Source organism: Agromyces lapidis, from assembly GCF_009749405.1.
Taxonomy (GTDB): domain Bacteria; phylum Actinomycetota; class Actinomycetes; order Actinomycetales; family Microbacteriaceae; genus Agromyces; species Agromyces lapidis.
In genome coordinates this window covers 26,700-43,523 of the sequence record NZ_WBIQ01000007.1, presented here as the reverse complement: position 1 = coordinate 43,523, position 16,824 = coordinate 26,700, and the positions used below count along the sequence as shown (strand labels likewise).

Genomic DNA, 16,824 nt, shown 5'->3' with positions numbered 1-16,824 from the left:
GTGGACTCAGGCGGGCTCGCGCTGGTATCTGACGGCGGCTCTGGCCCTCGCCTTCGCCGCCTCGACCTCCCGGTCCTTCGGCGGCGCGTGCGTGACGAGTTCGTCGAGCAGGTGCTGCGTGATGTGCGCGATCTCGGCGACCGCCCGATCGAAGGCCTCGGCGTTGGCCTTGGAGGGCTTCGTCGAACCGCTCACCTTGCGGACGAACTGCAGCGCGGCGGCGTGCACCTCGTCGTCGGTCGCGGCCGGCTCGAAGTTGTGGAGGGTGTGGATGTTCCTGCACATGCGGTGCAGCCTACGCCTCAACTCCGAGGATCGCTCGCCTCGGTCGTGGCCGGCACGGGCTGCAGCCGGAACAGCCGCACGACGCGCCCGGACTCGCGCTCGTACGCGCGATAGCCCGGCCATTGCGCCTCGATCAGCGACCAGACCGCGTCACGGTCGGCCTCGTCGACGCGGATCGCGCGCACCGGCATCCGCCGGCCGCGCACGGTGATCGCGGCGTCGGGATGCGCGATGAGGTTGTACGTCCACGCCGGGTGCCGATCGCGTGCGAAACTCGTGCCCGCGACGATCGCCCGGCCGTGGCCGTCTGGCGTGTACATGAGCGCGGATTCGCGCGGTTCGCCCGAACGCGCGCCCGTCGTGTGCAGCACGAGCGACGGCACGAGGAGCCCGCTGAGCTGCACCCGGCCCCCGCTCAGCCAGGCCAGCAGGCGCTCGACCGGCGGGAGCAGCCGGGGCGCCGCCCAGCGGAACAGGCGCGTGCGGGTGAGCGGCGAGACGACGGAGCGGACGAGGTGCACGACGGTCGGCATGCGCTCCATTCTGCAGGCCCAGCCGGCGCCGCGTCGACGCGGACCGCCGACCGCCCGGGTCGAGCATCCGCGCCTCAGGACCCGCTCGCCCGCGCTGCGACGGCACGGTGGTCGGCGACGATGTAGGCGCCCGCGATCAGGATGACCTGGCTCGAGAGGTTGAGCCAGATGAGGAGGGCGATGAGCGCGGCGAAGGAGGCGAGCAGGGGGTTGGCCATCGCTCCCCCGACGAACAGGCCCGACAGAACCTGCAGGCCGGTGAGCCCGAGCCCGCCGATGACGGCGCCCCGCCAGAGCGAGCGGGCGCGAACGCGGATCCCGGACAGCAGCCGGAACAGCGCCGCGATCGCGCAGGAATCGATCGCGAAGGCCAGCATCACCGACACGGTGCGGGTGAGCGCGTCGAACCAGGGCGATCTCGTCGAGACCCCCAGCCAGTCGAACACGGTACCGAGCGCCGCGGTGCTCGCCACCATCATCACGGCCGAGATGACGAAGGCGGCGCCGAACCCGATCGCGAACACGAAGTCGCGGAACATCAGCCATCCGAAGAACCGCGGATCGTCGGGCTGCTCGGCGAGATCGCGGAATGCGACGCGGAGCGAGCCGATCGCGCCGATCGCCGCGCCCACGAGACCCACGAGTGCGAGGACTCCCGCAACGCTGAGCGTCAGGGGTTGCAGCAGCTGGTCGGGGTGGATCAGTGCGTTCTCGCCGACGAGCCCCGGGATCACCGAGTCGAGCGCCTCGACGAGGGCCTCGATCGCCTCGGGTCGACCCGCCAACCAGACCCCCGCGACGGCGAAGCCCAGGAACACGCCGGCGAACACGGAGAACAGCGCCCGGTAGGTCACACTGTCGGCGAGCATCGGGCCGTGGAGGGTGAAGTAGCGGACGATCGCCTGCACCGGAACGAGCCGGAGCGCCCACTTCCACACGCGTTCGCCCCGGCGGACCAGTGCCTGCCAGAACGAGCCGATCCCGCGCGCCATCACTGTGTCAGGCTATCGAGTGCCTCGGAACACGGGCCACCCCGTCGTTGTTGAGGACTTCGGGTGCTCGAAGCGCCCGGCCCATCCAGAACCAGGAGAGAGACACCATGAGCACACGAACCGAGACCGCGATCCTCGCCGGTGGATGCTTCTGGGGTGTTGAGGATCTGATCCGCAAGCGCCCCGGAGTGCTCGACACCCGCGTGGGCTACACCGGCGGCGACGTGCCGAACGCGACCTACCGCAATCACGGCACGCACGCCGAGGCCATCGAGATCGTGTTCGACCCCGAGACGGTGAGCTATCGCGAGCTGCTCGAGTTCTTCTTCCAGATCCACGACCCCTCGACGAAGAACCGGCAGGGCAACGACATCGGCACGAGCTACCGGTCGGCGATCTTCCCGACGAGCGACGAGCAGGAGCGCATCGCGCGCGACACGATCGCCGATGTCGACGCCTCCGGGCTCTGGCCCGGGCCGGCGACCACCGAGGTGTCGCCCGCCGGTCCGTTCTGGGAGGCCGAGCCCGAGCACCAGGACTACCTCGAGCGCTACCCCAACGGGTACACGTGCCACTTCGTGCGCCCCGGCTGGAAGCTGCCGAAGCGCGACGCCGAGACCGTGGCATAGCGAGCCGGAGACGGCGAAGGGCCGCGGCGGACGTGAGTCCGCCGCGGCCCTTCGTGCGTTCAGCCGGTGCCCGCGAAGCGGATCAGTACCAGCCGTTCGACTCCGAGTGGTCCCACGCGCCGCAGGGGCTGCCGTAGCGGTCGGAGATGTAGCCGAGGCCCCAGGCGATCTGCGTCGCGGCGTTGGTCGCCCAGTCGGCACCGGCCGAGCCCATCTTCGAGCCGGGCAGTGCCTGCGGGATGCCGTAGGCGCCGCTCGAGGGGTTCTCGGCGTAGACGTTCCAGCCGGACTCACGGTCCCAGAGGGACACGAGGCATCCGAACTGGTCGTCGCCCCAGCCGCGAGCCGCGAGCATGTCGCGGGCGATCGCCTGCGCGCCGCTCGGGTTGGCGGGGCCGCTCGGGCGCGAACCGCCCGACGACTCCGACTCGGCGGAGGCGGCTTCCTCTGCGGCGGCGGCCTCGGCTGCTGCGCGAGCGGCGGCCTCGGCGGCCGCCTTCTTCTCCGCCTCGACGCGGTCGGCGGTCGCGATGGCCTTCTTCACCGTGGTGGTGTGCGCGACGGTCGTCTCGGCGAGCTCGAAGACCCGCTCAGGCGCGAGCAGGCGGTAGTCGTCGAGCGCGGCGACCGACGACGCCAGCGCGGTCGCGTCGGCCTTGCCCTTGGCGGCGGAGAGGGTGTCCTCGGCGCCGTTCAAGGTGTCTTCGGCGGTCTTGACCGCCCGCGCCTCGAGGATGTTGGAGTGAGAGCCGAGCTGCTCGACGCGCAGGTCGGTGGCGGCGCTCAGCTCGGCCGTCGCGGCGATGCTGTCGTTCTGCGCGGCCACGGCCGACTGCAGGGCGAAGCCCGAGCCGACCAGTGCGCCGACGGCGACGACGGCCCCGGCGGCGATGATCGGACCCCGGCGCCAACGGCGACGCTCTCGGCGCTCGCGTCGGCTGAGGCCGGGTTCGGGGGTGGGGAGGTCAGGGGTGTTGGAAGGAGAAGACTGGTTCTGCATGACTTTCACATGGGCGGCCGGCCTGCGCGAACGCGGGCGAGCCTTCGGTCGACGTTCCTCGGACGCGGGGGCGCCCGGGCGAAGTGGCCAGTCTGCCGAGAGGTTCTGGACGGAACCTCACTTCTTCCTGTGAAAGTCCTCCGAAACCGAGCAGTGCTCGGTATTTGATCGGACGCGGCACCGAGCGACCGATCACTCCATGCCGTCGTCGCCCTCGGGCACATCGAGCCGGCGCGGGCCCGCACCGTCGTCGCCGAGGGCGTCGTCGGGGTTGAGGAGACCGCAGGCCTTCATCGAGAGACATCCGCAGCCGATGCAGCCGGTGAGTTCGCGTTCGAGCCGCTCGATGCCGAGCCGACGCTCCTCGAGCCGCCGCTTCCATCGACGCGAAGCGCGCTGCCAGTCCTCGTGGCTCGGCGTGCGATCGAGGGGAACGTGCTCGAAAGCCTGCTGGACGTCGCCGAGCGGGATGCCGAGTCGTTTCGCGACGACGACGAGCGAAACCCGGCGCAGCATGTGCCGCGGGTAGCGCCGCTGGTTGCCGCCCGTGCGCTGGGAGGCGATGAGACCGAGCTCCTCGTAGAAGCGCAGCGCCGAGGGTGCGACGCCCGTGCGTCGGCTCATCTCGCCGACGGTGAGGAGCTCGTCGGGGCCGTGCTTCGGGGGCGCGTGATCGACCAGTTCGACCGGCTCGGTTCCGCTTGCGGCGAGCGCGGCGGATGCCTCGTGCCCGGCCGGATTCGCGCGCTCCGCCATCCCGCGACCCCTCTCGATTGGACTTCAAGGCTACTTGAGGTTTTAGGCTGGTCGCATGCGTTCCATCCCCGGAGTGATCCTGTGACCTACGTGATCGCCCTCCCGTGCGTCGACCTCAAGGACAAGGCGTGCATCGACGAGTGTCCCGTCGACTGCATCTACGAGGGCGAGCGCTCGCTCTACATCCACCCCGACGAGTGCGTCGACTGCGGTGCGTGCGAACCCGTCTGCCCCGTCGAGGCCATCTACTACGAGGACGACCTGCCCGACGAGTGGGCCGACTACTACAAGGCCAACGTCGAGTTCTTCGAGATCTCGGTCGACGGCCGCGCTCCCCTCGGCTCCCCGGGCGGTGCCGCGAGGACGGGGGGCCTGCCCTACGACCACCCGATCGTCGCCGCACTGGCGCCGCAGGGCGGGCACGAGTGAACCCGGCCCGCCACACCGCGCTCACCGAACCGGTCGATCCCGAGATCGCCGCACGCGGCGATGACTTCAAGGCCGCCTTCCGCGTGCACCCGGCCGGAGTCGCCCTCGTCTCCGCGGCGAGCGCGACGGGCCCCGTCGGCCTCACCGCCTCGAGTCTCGCCTCGGTCGCGGTCGACCCGCCCGTGCTGTCGTTCTCGGTGACTCGTGCGACGGGGTCGGCGGGTGCGCTCCTCGGCGCCGACACCCTCGTCGTGCAGCTGCTCGCCGACCACCAGGCCGACGTCGCCCGGGCGTTCGCCCGATCCGGCGCGCCGCGCTTCACCGCCGAGCAGGGGTGGACCCGCCTGCCGACGGGCGAACCCGTGCTCGCCGACGCGCGTGCGGCGTTCCGCTGCCGCGCACTGCAGCTGGTGCCGGTCGGCAGTTCGACGCTCGTCGTCGCCGAGGTGCTCGAGGTGATCCCGGGCCCGGCCGCTCCCCCGCTCGTCTATCACGATCGCCGCTTCCTCAGCCTCGACCCCGAGGCATCCGAACTCTGAATCACGGCCGTGCACAACCGTGCGCGGCCACCCCGCGAAAAGGAGACACCTCTCATGTCGACGTACACCCTGCCCGACCTGCCGTACGACTACGCGGCACTCGCCCCGCACATCTCGGCGACGATCATGGAGCTGCACCACTCGAAGCACCACCAGGCCTATGTGACGGGGGCGAACACCGCGCTCGAGCAGCTCGCCGAAGCCCGCTCGACCGGCAACCTCGCGAACGTCAACAAGCTCGAGAAGGACCTCGCGTTCAACCTCGGCGGCCACATCAACCACAGCGTCTTCTGGCAGAACATGTCGCCCGACGGCGGCGGCGCCCCCGAGGGCGAGCTCGCGGCCGCGCTCGAAGACGCCTTCGGCTCGCTCGACGCATTCCGCGCGCACTTCGGCGCGACCGCGCTCGGCGTGCAGGGCTCGGGCTGGTCGGTGCTCGCGTGGGATTCCGTGAGTGCACGCCCGGTCGTGTTCCAGCTCTTCGACCAGCAGGGCAACGCGCCGCTCGGCGTGACCCCGCTGCTGCAGCTCGACGTGTGGGAGCACGCCTACTACCTCGACTACCGGAACGTGCGCGCCGACTACGTGAAGGCGTTCTGGGAGGTCGTGAACTGGGCCGACGTCTCCGCCCGCTTCGAGCGCGCCCGCACCGCGACCGACGGACTGATCGTGCCGGGTATCGTCTGAGCATGTCCACTGATCGTGCGAAGCGGCGCCGACGCCCGCGTCGGCGCCCCTCGCACGCCCTCCTCGCGGTGCAGATCCGCCGGTGGGGCCTCGTCGCGATCATCGCGCTCGTCGCGGCGGGTGCGGTGATCGCGGCCCTGCAACGCTGAGCGCACGCTAGCGTGGGGCCATGTCCCGAACTCGTGAGCGGCGTTCCGCGTGATCTCCGTCGACGAGTACCGAGCGCGCCTCGCGGCGAGCCTTCCCGTGCTCGCGGCAGAACGGCTTCCGCTCGACGAGGCCCTCGGCGCCGTGCTCGCCGAGACCGTCGTGACGCGCTGGCCGATCCCGCTCTTCGACAACTCGGCGATGGACGGCTACGCGGTGCACGCCGCCGCCTCTCAGGCGGGTGCGCGGCTCAGGGTCGTCGCCGACCTCGCCGCCGGCTCCCCCGACGACCCGCCGGTCGCGCCGGGCGAGGCCGTCCGCATCATGACGGGCGCCCCGATGCCCTCGCAGGCCGACGCGGTCGTTCCCCTCGAGGACACCGAGCTCGGGCTCGCCGGCGCAGCGGCGGGCAGCGCACCGCCCGACTGGGTGACGGTCGCGCGGGCACCGGTCGTCGGTGCGCACATCCGCAGGGCGGGCGAGGATGCCTCGGCGGGCGAACCCGCGGTCGTGGCCGGCCGCGAACTCGGGCCGTGGCAGCTCGCGGCGATCGCCTCGGCCGGGCACGAGCACGTCATCGCCAGGCGGATGCCCCGGGTCGCCGTGCTGTCGACGGGATCCGAGCTGGTGGCGCCCGGCGCGGTCCCCGCGCGCGGTCAGATCCCCGAGTCGAACTCGGTGCTCGTCACCGCCGCCCTGCGCGCCGCCGGTGCTGTCGTGGTGAGCGCGACCGTCGTGCCCGACGACGAGGACTCCCTCCGGGTCGAGGTCGAGCGTACGCTCGGCGACGCGGCGACCGCGCTCGACGGTGAACGACTCGGCGTCGATGCGGTCGTGCTCACCGGCGGAGCCGCCGTCGGCGCCTTCGACCCCGTGCGGGCCGTGCTCGGTGCGGCCGGTTCGGTGCGGTTCGACGCGGTAGCGCTGCAGCCCGGCCGGCATCAGGGTTTCGGGGTCATCGGCGGCACACCCGTGTTCTGCCTGCCCGGCAACCCGGTCGCGGTCGCGGTCTCGCTCGAGCTGATCGTGCGACCCGCCCTGCGAGCGATGGCCGAGCACGCCGAGCCCGAGCGGCCCCGCTTCCGGCTGCCCGCCGTCACCGGCTGGGCATCGCCCGCCGGGCGCACCCAGGTGGTGCCGGTCGTCGTCGAGACGAGCGGCGTCGCCCCGGTCGCGGGGCGCGCGAGCGGCTCGCACCGGGTGCGCTCGCTCGCCGAGGCGACCGCGTTCGCCGTAATTCCGCCCGAGGTCGGGCTGGTCGAGGCCGGCGATCTCGTCGAGGTGATCCTGTGCAGGTGAGCGGCGGCGCGCGCAGGGCGAGCATCCCGCGGGCCGCGATCGTGCTCGCGGGCGGCCGCGCCGCACGGCTCGGCGGCGCCGACAAGGCCTCGGTCGAGGTCGACGGCCGTGCGCTCCTCGACCACGTGCTGGCCGCGGTCGAGGGCTGCCGTCAGCTCGTCGTCGTGGGCCCGCCGGCGCTCGCCCGCCCCGGTGTCGTGCTCGTGCGCGAGGACCCGCCCTTCGGCGGCCCCGTCGCGGCGATCGCGGCGGCACTCGCCGTGCTCGAGGCATCCGCCGACGAGGCCTGGCTGCTCGCCTGCGATCTGCCGCGCGCCGCACGCGTCGTCGAGCTCCTCGGCGACGCCCCCCTGCCGGGCGGCGTCGACGGCCTCGCACTCGTCGACGCCGACGCGCGCATCCAGTGGCTCGCCGGGCGCTACCGGGTGACCGCGCTGCGCGACGCGATCGCGGCGCTGCCCGAGGTCGCCGACGCCTCGATGCGCGCGCTCCTCGCTCCCCTGCGGATCGCGACCCGGCCCGACCCCGACGGCGCCGCGCTCGACCTTGATACCTGGGCGGCCATCGAGCACTATCGGAGCATGACCGACACTCCCGAAGGGCTCGACACCTGGGTCGCCGAACTCGCAGCTGAGCTCGGGCTCGACGAGCCCGCGGTGCCGACGGCGCTGCTGCTCGATCTCACGAGGGAGGCCGCGCACACCGTCACCCGCCCGGCCGGACCGCTCACGACCTACCTCATCGGCCTCGCCGTCGCGCAGGGCATGAGCCCCGCCGACGCCGCCGCGGCGACGCGCAGGGCGATCGCCGACCGCGCCGGCTGAGACTCAGCCGTCGGCCGCGGCGAGCTGCCCGCAGGCGCCGTCGATCTCCTTGCCGCGGGTATCGCGGATCGTGGTCGGGATGCCGGCCGCCTCGAGGCGGCGCACGAACTCCTGCTGCACGTCCTTCTCTGAGGCCGTCCAGATCGATCCGGGCGTCGGGTTGAGCGGGATCGGGTTCACGTGCACCCAGCCGTGGCCGCGTTCGTTGAGCTTCTCGGCGAGCAGGTCGGCGCGCCAGCCGTGGTCGTTCATGTCCTTGATGAGCGCGTACTCGATCGACACGCGACGCCCGGTCTTGTCGAAGTACGCACGGGCGGCGTCGAGCGCCTCGTCGACCTTCCACCGCGAGTTCACCGGGATGAGCTCGTCGCGCAGCTGGTCGTCGGGCGCGTGCAGGCTGAGGGCGAAGGTGACCGGAAGGTCTTCGTCGGCGAGCTTCTTGATCGCGGGCACGAGGCCCACGGTCGACACCGTGATGCCGCGGGCCGACATCCCGAGTCCGTCGGGCGCGGGGGCGAGCATGGTGCGCACGGCCGACATCAGTCGGGCGTAGTTCGCGAGCGGCTCCCCCATGCCCATGAACACGATGTTCGAGACGCGGTCGGGCGTGTGGTCGCCCTTCTTGCGTCCGCCGAGCTCGCCGCGGGCGAGCGCGGCGTTCGCCATGACGACCTGCTCGATGATCTCGGCGGCCGACATGTTGCGGGTGAGACCGGCCTGGCCGGTCGCGCAGAACGGGCAGTTCATGCCGCAGCCGGCCTGGCTCGAGACGCACAGCGTGATGCGGCCCGGGTAGCGCATGAGCACCGATTCGACGAGGGCGCCGTCATGCAGCTTCCAGAGGAATTTGATCGTGTCGCCGTTGTCGGTCGCGAAACGTCGCACCTCGGTGAGCAGCGGCGGCAGCACCGCCGCGACGAGGCCGTCGCGCGAGGCCGCCGGCAGGTCGCTCATCTCGGCGGCGTCGTTCGTGTGGTGCACGAAGTAGTGGGTGGCGAGCTGCGCGGCGCGATAGCCGGGGAACCCGAGTTCGGCGACGTGCGCCTTGCGGTCGGCCGGCGCGATGTCGGCGAGGTGCACGGGCGGCTTGCCGCGCTTCGGCGAGGCGAACTGCAGCATCGGACGCCCGTCGGGGCCCTTCTTCTGCTCCCAACCCTCGGTCGCGGGGCGGACCTGACGGGGTTTGGTGCGGCGCACCGCGTCGGCGGCGGTCTGATCTGTCGTGTTCGTCACCTTGCAAGGGTACGCGGCCCGGCCGAGTGAATGCCGGATGCCGCGTGCAGCCGAGATCGCGAGGCCGCTGCTTGCCCGCCGAATCGCGACCCGAGTGCCACACTTGAGGGCATGGCCGAAGTCATCGCCGTCCACGGCGACCTGACCGAGCAGCGCGTCGACGCGATCGTCAATGCCGCGAACAACGCCATGCGCGGCGGCGGCGGCGTCGACGGTGCGATCCACCGTGCGGGCGGCCCCGCGATCCTCCGTGACTGCATCGCGCGCTTCCCCTACGGGCTCGCGACCGGCGACGCCGGCTGGACGGTGTCGGGCGAACTGCCCGCCACCTGGGTCATCCACACCGTCGGGCCGAACTTCGCCGCCGGCGAGCGCGAACGCCCGCTCCTCGCCTCGTGCTACCGGCGTTCGCTCGCGGTCGCCGACGACCTCGGCGTGCGGAGCATCGCCTTCCCGCTCGTGAGTGCCGGCGTGTACGGGTGGCCGCTGCGCGATGCGATCGCGGTCGCGATCGACACGATCCGGGATGCCGACACGCGCGTCGAGCAGGCCGCGATCGTCGCGCGCGATGCGACGATCTTCGTCGAGGTCGAGGCGGCGCTGCGCGCGGGCTCGTAGGGTCAGTCGCTCGTGAGGATGACGAGCTCCCGGGTCGCGCGCGTCATCGCGACGTAGCGGTCGACGGCGCCCTGCACGCCGTCGGCGCCGCCCGTATCGTCGCCCTCGCCCTCGCCCTCGCCCTCGCCGAAGCGCTCGGGATCGACGAGCACGACGAGGTCGAACTCGAGCCCCTTCGAGAGCTCGGGCGTGAGCGAGCGGACTCGCACGGTTCCGGCGAAGCCGGGGTCGCCGATGACGCAGGCGGTTCCCTCGGCGTGCTCGGTGAGCCATGCGTCGAGGATCGCGGGCAGTGCGGCGCGCGCGCCGCGGCGCACCGGTACCCCGCTGCTCCTGATCGACGTCGGCACGTTGGCATCGGGCAGCGCAGCCCGGATCACCGGCTCGGCCACCGCCATGACCTCCTCGGGGGTTCGGTAGTTGATGCCGAGCGTCGCGATGCGGGTGTTCGCGAGGCCGATGCGGGCGAGCCGCTCCTGCCACGACTCGGCGAAGCCGTGCCTCGCCTGGGCGCGGTCGCCGACGATCGTGAAGCTCCGCGAGGGGCAGCGAGCGAGCAGCATCGTCCATTCGGCGTCGCTGAGCTCCTGCGCCTCGTCGACGATGACGTGCGCGAAGGGGCCGGCCAGCAGCTCGGGGTCGGTGCGCGGCGCCGTGATCTCGTCGGCGAGGGTGTTGCGGAAGTCCTGTCCGCCGAGCATCGACATGATCGCCATCTCCGAGTCGTCGGCCGCGACGAGCTCCTCCCTGACCCGCTCGCGCTGCTCCTGCTCGGCCGCGGCAACCAGCCGCTGCCTGCGGCGGCGCCGGGTCGCCTCGGGGTCGCCGATGCGGCGGCGCGCGGCATCGAGCATCGGCAGGTCGGCGGTCGTCCAGGCGCGGGCGTCGGTGCGCTGCAGCGATGCGACGTGCTCGGGTGCGAGCCCCGGCGCGCATCGTCGCAGGTAGGCGGGCACCGACCAGAGGTCGGCGACGACGCCGGCCGGGTCGAGCAGCGGCCAGGCCCGGTTGAACACGCCCACGAGTTCGTCGTGCTGCTCGAGGGCACGGCGCAGCAGCGCGGGCGGCACATCGTCGTGGTCGTCGTGCTGGTCGATGAGGATCGCGAGGAGGGTCTCCCAGACCTCCCCGCGGGCGTCGTTGTGCGGCGTGCCGGGTTCGGGCGACTCGAAGGCCTCGGCCCAGTCTGCCGGGGTCAGGCGCAGCTCGCCCGAGGCGGTCTCCACGAGCAGCTCGTCGCGCGGCGGCGTCTCGTACGCCGCGACCGCCCGCTCGACGGCGTGGACGAGCTCGCTCGAGGCCTTCAGCCGGGCGACGGCCGGGTCGAGCTCGGGGCGGGCCTCGGCACCCTCGTCGACGAGGTCTCGGAGGGTCGCCATCTGCACGCCCTCCTCGCCGAGGCTCGGCAGCACGTCGTCGACGTAGGCCATGTAGGCATGGCTCGGCCCGACGAACAGCACACCGCCGCGTCGTGCGTCGAGACGGCGATCGGAGTAGAGCAGGTACGCCGCGCGGTGCAGGGCCACGACCGTCTTCCCGGTACCCGGTCCGCCGTCGACGACGAGGGCGCCGCGAGAGCTCGCGCGGATGATCGCGTCCTGATCCGACTGGATGGTGCCGAGCACGTCGCGCATTCGCGGTGAACGGTTCGACCCGAGGCTCGCGATGAACGCCGACTGGTCGTCGAGCGCGAGACCGCCCGCGACGGCGCCGGCCGTGAACGACTCGTCCCAGTAGTCGGTGATGCGTCCGCGCGTCCAGCGGTAGCGCCGCCGGCTGACGATCCCCATCGGGTCGGCATGCGTGGCGCCGAAGAACGGTGCCGCGGCGGGGGCGCGCCAGTCGATGAGCAGCGGCTCACCATCGCCGTCGGACAGGCCGAGGCGGCCGATGTAGACGATCCCGCCGCCGTTCGCGCCGCCCTCGGTGTCGGTCGCGGGCGCCGCGACCATGCGGCCGAGGCAGAGGTCGAGTCCGAAGCGTCGCAGCAACCGCAACCGGGCGGTGAGCCGGTGGATCTCGAGGTCGCGCTCGAGTGCCGCCTGCCCGCCGCCGCCCCGCGCAATGCGCTGCTCGTCGAGGCGGGCCGTCAGCTCGGCGATCTGGTCGTCGAGGCTCGCGGCGATCGCCGCGAAGTGCCGCTCGTCGGCGGCGATCAGCTCAGGCGCCGCCTTCGCGGCGAGGCGCTCGGGCAGAGCGAAGGCGGTGGTGCGCAATGGGGTCAAACGATCAGCTCCAGTCGACGGAAGCGTCAATTCTGCGCCCGTCGGGGGCCCTTGCCGCAAGCCCCCCACCCCGCGATATCATGGAAGCGGCGGGAGGTACTCCCGCCTTTCGCGTGTCCGGGGCGATGGCGGGAGCTCGCTCAGCCGGAGCGACGCCGTTCGAAGAGGCGCGCGGCCGCCGCGAGATTCTCCCTGACGAAGTCCTCGGGCTCGGCGGCGATGAGTTCGTGCATCCGACCCAGAACGGCATCCGCGCCGGGCAGGTCGAAGACGATGCATCCGGCGGCGTTGCGCACATCCCAGTCGTCGTCCTCGGCGGCGAGCGCGATCATCCGCTCGCGACACGAATCGAGCAGTTCTGCATCGTCGAAGGTCAGGATGCCGAACACCGAGATCGCCTCGAGACGCACGAGATCCTCCTCGTCGGTCGATTCCGCGACCGACAGCAGAAACGGCACCAGCACCGGCGTATCGCCATCGGCGGGAACCAGGATTCGCAGGCCCGCCCGCCGCTCATCCGCGGTCAGCGTCGGAAACGCCGCCAACAGCTCCTGAACCTGCTCCGAGAGGTGGGTCACAGTGCGGCCGTCACCCACCAGACGATGATGAACAGCCCCATCGCGACGAAGACCAGGCCGACCGCGAGGAACATCGTCGGGCTCGGGCCGCGGGCCCCCGCCCGCCCGGCACCTGCCTGACGCTCTGCCGTGATGGCGGCGGCAAGCCACCGGCGTCGCACGACGAGCACGGCACCTCCGACGAGCGCGATGACGGCCCATGCGAGGGCGAAGACGAGGCCGGGTTCCACCCGAACAGCCTACCGGCGGCCTGCTGACTACACTCGCAGCCATCATCACGTCTCGTGTTGCCGAGTATCGCGGCGTAGTCGGGAGTTGACGTCTCGGCGACACCCGAGACTCCCATGACGTCGCGTAAAGCACGTCGAGTGCACGACTGGGCTTCCCCCGTGACGACAAGAGAGGCTCGGAATCTCGCGACTTCCGCGTGATTCCGAGCCTCTCCTCGGTCGGGCTGACAGGATTTGAACCTGCGACCCCTTGGAGGATTCAGGCGTCTGCCGGTCACCTCCGGAAATCTCCGGAAACCCGCGGATTCCCTTGTGTTTACAGGGAACCGGACGGTTCGCTGTCTCCGATTCTATCCGGTCGCTTGGAGTCCCTCACGGGTGAATCTGATGGGTAAATGATGGGAACTCCCGAGACCCGGCATGATGGCCCATGAGTAGCCGCTGCCTGACTCGGATTCACGCGCAGTCCTCGCATCGGTCAGGCGACGCGAAGGTCGCGATCGATTGCATGACGTGGGTGACCGGTTCGGCTCTTCCGTCACCTGTCACCTGGCTGCGACGTTGAGTTCAACGGCCTCGACCACGAGCGCCTTGACCGCCGCTTCGTCCACGCGGTCTCCATCGAAATAGTCGATGGCTCGGACGACTTTGCTGTCCAGCCGGGTGTTGAAGAGATCGCTGCTCTCCATTCGGGCACCCTTCGCGAACGTCAGCCGCACAGCACTCTTGAGCACGTCGACGAAGCAGACGTCTCCGTCATGCGTCCAGAACGGAACCCCCTCCGGTTTGGAGGGCTTCTTGTACTTGACCACCTCGACGGCAGCCGGGTCGCCGGCCATGATCGCAGCTCGAAGCGCGACGAGCACGTCCTGTTTCCAGCCGCTCTGCTGCGCGATGATGTCGTCGATCTGCTCGGAATCGGACTTGTCACTCATGCGCGAATACTCGCGAAGTGAACCGGCGAAGTCAACAGCCGATGTCGGTCGCTAACGCGCGTGGCAGGATCCCTCGCCGACGGATCGCGTCGGCCATGCGTGGAGATCGGCGCACTGCGTCAGCGTGCCCATAGGATCGCTGCGTGGACCCGAACACTGCGAGATCGACGCTAGGGATGAGACGCCTGCCGCCTTGGGGAGAGGCCATCGGGCGGCTCACGGTGATGCAGTTCTTCCTGGGTGGGTTCGTGCTCTTCGGTACTGCCATTGGGCTCATGGTCGGGTGGGCGACCTGGTACGACGGCGCTACATCGTTGATCGGATGGATCGTGGGCGCTGTCTCGATCGCCGTGATCTCGATGGTCGTCGCGCTCCTGGTCGGCCTGCCTCTCCGGCTCATGCCCAGACTCCGGTCGCGGTGGCTTGCGAACGGCGAGCTGACGGTCGCGGGCATTGCTCTCGGGTTCGTGGTCATCGAGATCGTTATTGCCGCAGCGCCCGTCGCGATGGTGATGGATGAGTTCGGACCGTACGAAGCGCGCGACGTGAATGGCTGGGCCCTCCTCATCGCGTGGTCGCTGTTCGCGTTCTCGATCGCCCACTTCGTCTGGCCCCTGCGATGGACTCGGCGCCGATATTGACGGCGGCCGGCGACAAGGTTTCGCCGGGTGAGCACCGCAGGCCGGTCCCCCACCGGCGCTCGCGTTCTACATCAGCGCCTAAGCGACAACCGGCCGCCCGAGATTCCCCTGTGGCCCGCCCGCGAGGATGTCCCGGGGACGGTGCCCTAAGCCGCGATCGTCCTCAGCGCCTTCGGTGCCACCGGTCGCGCTCGGAAGCATCCAGGATGGCGCGGTTCAGCTCGGTGATCGCGCGCACGACGGGCGCCCACTTTCCGTCCAGCCGCAGGGTGCCCGATCGGACCAAGCCACTCAGAGCGGACAGGACATTTGTGACCGCACGGGGCGATGCGCAGACACGCCGCAAGCACTCGATGATGTCGTGGCCCTCGTCGACGGTGGAGATGGTCTCAACCGTTTCCACGGCAATGCGCTCAACAACTCGGATTTGAAACGCCTCCGGCTTCCGGGCTCGCCTGTCGTCGTAGGCCGCCTTGCGGCATGCAGGCCCGCAATAGACGCGTGGACGACCGGTGGTCGCAGGCGCCGGCAGCGACGCTCCGCACCGGATGCACTGGGTCGGCAGGATCCGCCGGATCGTGGTCTTCTGCCGGATCCTCATGCTCCGAAGGTGCGCCAAGCCACCCTGTTTCGTCACCGACGAAACAGCGAACGCCTCGATCTGCAAGAGGCGTGGGACGATCCGCGAGGATCTAAAGAGAGGCTCGGTTCGGCACGCGGAGATTGCCGACGGCATGCGTTGGGCTGTTGCGTTCGAGGCACGTTCATCGGGCCTTGGTGCGGGCGGGGTATCTGCGACACCCCCCGAACTCGCGAAACCCATCGCGTCGCGCAGCCCGGTGGCGAACCTTCAGCGGGCGACGCCGAGATGGCCGGTGGCGAAGTGATGCCATGCTTCTGAGATGGATTCGCGCAGAATCGTACGTGGCGGGGTGCCGCGATGACTGACTACTGGTCTATCCCGGCGCTTGAGAACGTGTATCTCGAAGACAGTTGGGTGCTCTCCATCTCGGCGCAACCCGGTTCGCTCGTTCTGGCCGTAGACGTAGTGCTTCGCGAGCAACATCCTGTCTATCGGACGCCGGCCGCTGAGGAGCAATACTGCTACCGCCGCGGGATCCTGCGATTCGATGGCGTCTCGACGTTGTCGTGGGCGGAACAAGGGGCGCCTCCAGCCGTGGACGCAACCGGGCAGCCAGATTTCGGGTCCTTCGATAAGTTCGAAGTCGAGGGAGCAAGGTACCGGCTGTCCGGCGACTTCGGCCTCATCGTACTCGAGGCGGACCCGCCAACTCTCGAGCTGACCGAGTAACCGAGCGAACGCAGCCGCCTTGCAGAGCGTTCCGATCAGGGATCCGCTTGCGGGCGCGGCCATGGCGGGAATCGGTGCAGCCGATACGCGCTCGGGCCGTCGCTAGGGTAGGTGCAACCAAGGGGGCGCCAATGCCAGTCACACCGCACATGGCCGCAACAGATGTCTTGGATCGTGCCGATCAGCTACTCACGCTCGACGCGCCTTCACTTGCAACGGGGCTGCGGACAGACGTCCGTCGTCTGGCGTGGGCGATGGGAGTCGCCTCAATCGACACCTACCTGCACTGGCTTGTCCGGTCCGTCGACCTCGATTCCACACTCCCGCGCGACCTCTCGAAGCTCGATGTCCCGTTCGAGGCGCTGGTCGAAATGGGCAGGAGTAGTGTCCAGGCTCGTCGAGAGGGTCGGGCCGATCGTCCGATGATCCGTGCTCGCAACGCGCTTCACAAGCGGATCCTTCAGGATACCTACCAGTCTGCCCGGAAGGTCGAGCAGGCACTTTCGCTCGCCGGAGTACCCCGGATGTGGGCAAGCCTTGGCACCGAAATGGGTGAGCCAGCAGCGGACATCAAGGCGCATCTCAATTCCTTGGCCGTGCGAAGGAACGCGGTCGTGCATGAAGGCGACATCGAACGCCAGTCGCGACCACGTGCGATCAGGCGCCAAGAACTCAGCGCTCCAGACGTCAGGGCAGAACTGGACTGGGCGCGGCGATTCGTTGACGCCCTCGGTCGCGTTGCTCCGTAACTCCGATCCAACCGCCTAATGCGGGATCCGCTTCCGGACGTCCGCTGACGAACCGGCTTTGCGGGCGCGCTTATTACCGCACCCACACGTCGCCCTCTCCGCTTCCGACATCTGATCGATGACAAGTAGTACATCGGTCCCTGCCGCTGTGCATGTCAAGAGCGTCGTCACGCTACGAGTCGC

At 70.3% G+C, this 16,824-nt stretch carries 22 protein-coding genes; 11 read left to right on the top strand and 11 right to left on the bottom strand.

Going from position 1 to position 16,824, the window contains the following annotated elements; all coding sequences use genetic code 11:
* Positions 1-6: 6 nt before the first annotated feature.
* From GQQ93_RS11105 to GQQ93_RS11095, 3 genes are all read right to left on the bottom strand, one after another.
* On the bottom strand, positions 7-285 hold the full coding sequence (locus tag GQQ93_RS11105; protein WP_157424307.1) for a DUF2277 domain-containing protein: 279 nt from the start codon (positions 283-285) through the stop codon (positions 7-9).
* 17 nt (positions 286-302) lie between these two features.
* Positions 303-818 (bottom strand): nitroreductase family deazaflavin-dependent oxidoreductase, encoded by a 516-nt coding sequence (locus GQQ93_RS11100; protein ID WP_157424306.1) that lies wholly within the window; start codon positions 816-818, stop codon positions 303-305.
* 74 nt (positions 819-892) lie between these two features.
* Complete coding sequence (locus GQQ93_RS11095; RefSeq protein ID WP_157424305.1) at positions 893-1,810, bottom strand: YihY/virulence factor BrkB family protein; 918 nt, start codon at positions 1,808-1,810, stop codon at positions 893-895.
* A gap of 107 nt (positions 1,811-1,917) precedes the next feature.
* Between GQQ93_RS11095 and msrA the strand changes: the two genes are divergently transcribed.
* Positions 1,918-2,439 carry a peptide-methionine (S)-S-oxide reductase MsrA gene (gene msrA, locus GQQ93_RS11090; protein ID WP_157424304.1) on the top strand — a complete coding sequence of 174 codons (522 nt, stop codon included), beginning with the start codon at positions 1,918-1,920 and terminating at the stop codon, positions 2,437-2,439.
* A gap of 82 nt (positions 2,440-2,521) precedes the next feature.
* On the opposite strand, the gene GQQ93_RS11085 is transcribed toward msrA, so the two are convergent.
* Both GQQ93_RS11085 and soxR read right to left on the bottom strand, forming a co-directional pair.
* Positions 2,522-3,439: an aggregation-promoting factor C-terminal-like domain-containing protein gene (locus GQQ93_RS11085; protein ID WP_157424303.1), complete on the bottom strand. Its 918-nt coding sequence runs from the start codon at positions 3,437-3,439 to the stop codon at positions 2,522-2,524.
* Positions 3,440-3,631: 192 nt separating this feature from the next.
* A complete protein-coding gene (gene soxR, locus GQQ93_RS11080; protein WP_157424302.1) occupies positions 3,632-4,195 on the bottom strand; it encodes a redox-sensitive transcriptional activator SoxR in 564 nt (187 codons plus the stop codon).
* Between the two features lie 81 nt (positions 4,196-4,276).
* On the opposite strand from soxR, the gene fdxA reads away from it, so the two are divergent.
* From fdxA to GQQ93_RS11050, 6 genes are read left to right on the top strand one after another with little or no spacing between them, the layout of a single operon-like run.
* Positions 4,277-4,624, top strand: a complete 348-nt coding sequence (gene fdxA / locus GQQ93_RS11075) for a ferredoxin (RefSeq protein WP_157424301.1) — start codon at positions 4,277-4,279, stop codon at positions 4,622-4,624.
* Positions 4,621-5,163 carry a flavin reductase family protein gene (locus GQQ93_RS11070; RefSeq protein WP_376864011.1) on the top strand — a complete coding sequence of 181 codons (543 nt, stop codon included), beginning with the start codon at positions 4,621-4,623 and terminating at the stop codon, positions 5,161-5,163. The genes fdxA and GQQ93_RS11070 overlap by 4 nt, the downstream gene beginning before the upstream one ends.
* A 54-nt stretch (positions 5,164-5,217) precedes the next feature.
* Positions 5,218-5,850 (top strand): superoxide dismutase, encoded by a 633-nt coding sequence (locus GQQ93_RS11065; RefSeq protein WP_157424300.1) that lies wholly within the window; start codon positions 5,218-5,220, stop codon positions 5,848-5,850.
* 2 nt (positions 5,851-5,852) lie between these two features.
* A complete protein-coding gene (locus GQQ93_RS11060; RefSeq protein WP_157424299.1) occupies positions 5,853-5,999 on the top strand; it encodes a hypothetical protein in 147 nt (48 codons plus the stop codon).
* A gap of 49 nt (positions 6,000-6,048) precedes the next feature.
* Positions 6,049-7,296: a molybdopterin molybdotransferase MoeA gene (locus tag GQQ93_RS11055; RefSeq protein ID WP_157424298.1), complete on the top strand. Its 1,248-nt coding sequence runs from the start codon at positions 6,049-6,051 to the stop codon at positions 7,294-7,296.
* On the top strand, positions 7,293-8,120 hold the full coding sequence (locus GQQ93_RS11050) for an NTP transferase domain-containing protein (protein ID WP_246192289.1): 828 nt from the start codon (positions 7,293-7,295) through the stop codon (positions 8,118-8,120). Before GQQ93_RS11055 ends, GQQ93_RS11050 begins: the two co-directional genes overlap by 4 nt.
* A 3-nt stretch (positions 8,121-8,123) precedes the next feature.
* Here GQQ93_RS11050 and rlmN read toward each other — a convergent pair whose 3' ends face one another.
* Complete coding sequence (gene rlmN / locus GQQ93_RS11045) at positions 8,124-9,353, bottom strand: dual-specificity RNA methyltransferase RlmN (protein ID WP_157424297.1); 1,230 nt, start codon at positions 9,351-9,353, stop codon at positions 8,124-8,126.
* 111 nt (positions 9,354-9,464) lie between these two features.
* Here rlmN and GQQ93_RS11040 point away from each other — a divergent pair, with 111 nt between their 5' ends.
* Positions 9,465-9,971 carry an O-acetyl-ADP-ribose deacetylase gene (locus GQQ93_RS11040; protein ID WP_157424296.1) on the top strand — a complete coding sequence of 169 codons (507 nt, stop codon included), beginning with the start codon at positions 9,465-9,467 and terminating at the stop codon, positions 9,969-9,971.
* A 2-nt stretch (positions 9,972-9,973) separates the two neighbouring features.
* Here GQQ93_RS11040 and helR read toward each other — a convergent pair whose 3' ends face one another.
* The 4 genes from helR to GQQ93_RS11020 all read right to left on the bottom strand — a co-directional run bounded on the left by helR (position 9,974) and on the right by GQQ93_RS11020 (position 13,939).
* The gene (helR, locus tag GQQ93_RS11035) at positions 9,974-12,196 is read right to left on the bottom strand and encodes an RNA polymerase recycling motor ATPase HelR (protein WP_157424295.1); all 2,223 of its coding nucleotides are present in this window, start codon (positions 12,194-12,196) and stop codon (positions 9,974-9,976) included.
* A gap of 140 nt (positions 12,197-12,336) precedes the next feature.
* The gene (locus GQQ93_RS11030; protein ID WP_157424294.1) at positions 12,337-12,792 is read right to left on the bottom strand and encodes a hypothetical protein; all 456 of its coding nucleotides are present in this window, start codon (positions 12,790-12,792) and stop codon (positions 12,337-12,339) included.
* Positions 12,771-13,004 carry a hypothetical protein gene (locus GQQ93_RS11025; protein ID WP_157424293.1) on the bottom strand — a complete coding sequence of 78 codons (234 nt, stop codon included), beginning with the start codon at positions 13,002-13,004 and terminating at the stop codon, positions 12,771-12,773. The genes GQQ93_RS11030 and GQQ93_RS11025 overlap by 22 nt, the downstream gene beginning before the upstream one ends.
* A 545-nt stretch (positions 13,005-13,549) precedes the next feature.
* The gene (locus tag GQQ93_RS11020) at positions 13,550-13,939 is read right to left on the bottom strand and encodes a DUF1801 domain-containing protein (protein ID WP_157424292.1); all 390 of its coding nucleotides are present in this window, start codon (positions 13,937-13,939) and stop codon (positions 13,550-13,552) included.
* A 143-nt stretch (positions 13,940-14,082) separates the two neighbouring features.
* On the opposite strand from GQQ93_RS11020, the gene GQQ93_RS11015 reads away from it, so the two are divergent.
* Complete coding sequence (locus GQQ93_RS11015; protein WP_157424291.1) at positions 14,083-14,580, top strand: hypothetical protein; 498 nt, start codon at positions 14,083-14,085, stop codon at positions 14,578-14,580.
* 163 nt (positions 14,581-14,743) lie between these two features.
* Here GQQ93_RS11015 and GQQ93_RS11010 read toward each other — a convergent pair whose 3' ends face one another.
* Entirely contained in the window at positions 14,744-15,181 is a 438-nt protein-coding gene (locus GQQ93_RS11010; protein ID WP_157424290.1) for a hypothetical protein, read from the bottom strand.
* Positions 15,182-15,520: 339 nt separating this feature from the next.
* On the opposite strand from GQQ93_RS11010, the gene GQQ93_RS11005 reads away from it, so the two are divergent.
* Together GQQ93_RS11005 and GQQ93_RS11000 are read left to right on the top strand one after the other, a co-directional pair.
* A complete protein-coding gene (locus GQQ93_RS11005; protein ID WP_157424289.1) occupies positions 15,521-15,892 on the top strand; it encodes a hypothetical protein in 372 nt (123 codons plus the stop codon).
* A 131-nt stretch (positions 15,893-16,023) separates the two neighbouring features.
* Positions 16,024-16,641 (top strand): hypothetical protein, encoded by a 618-nt coding sequence (locus tag GQQ93_RS11000; protein ID WP_157424288.1) that lies wholly within the window; start codon positions 16,024-16,026, stop codon positions 16,639-16,641.
* Positions 16,642-16,824: the final 183 nt, after the last annotated feature.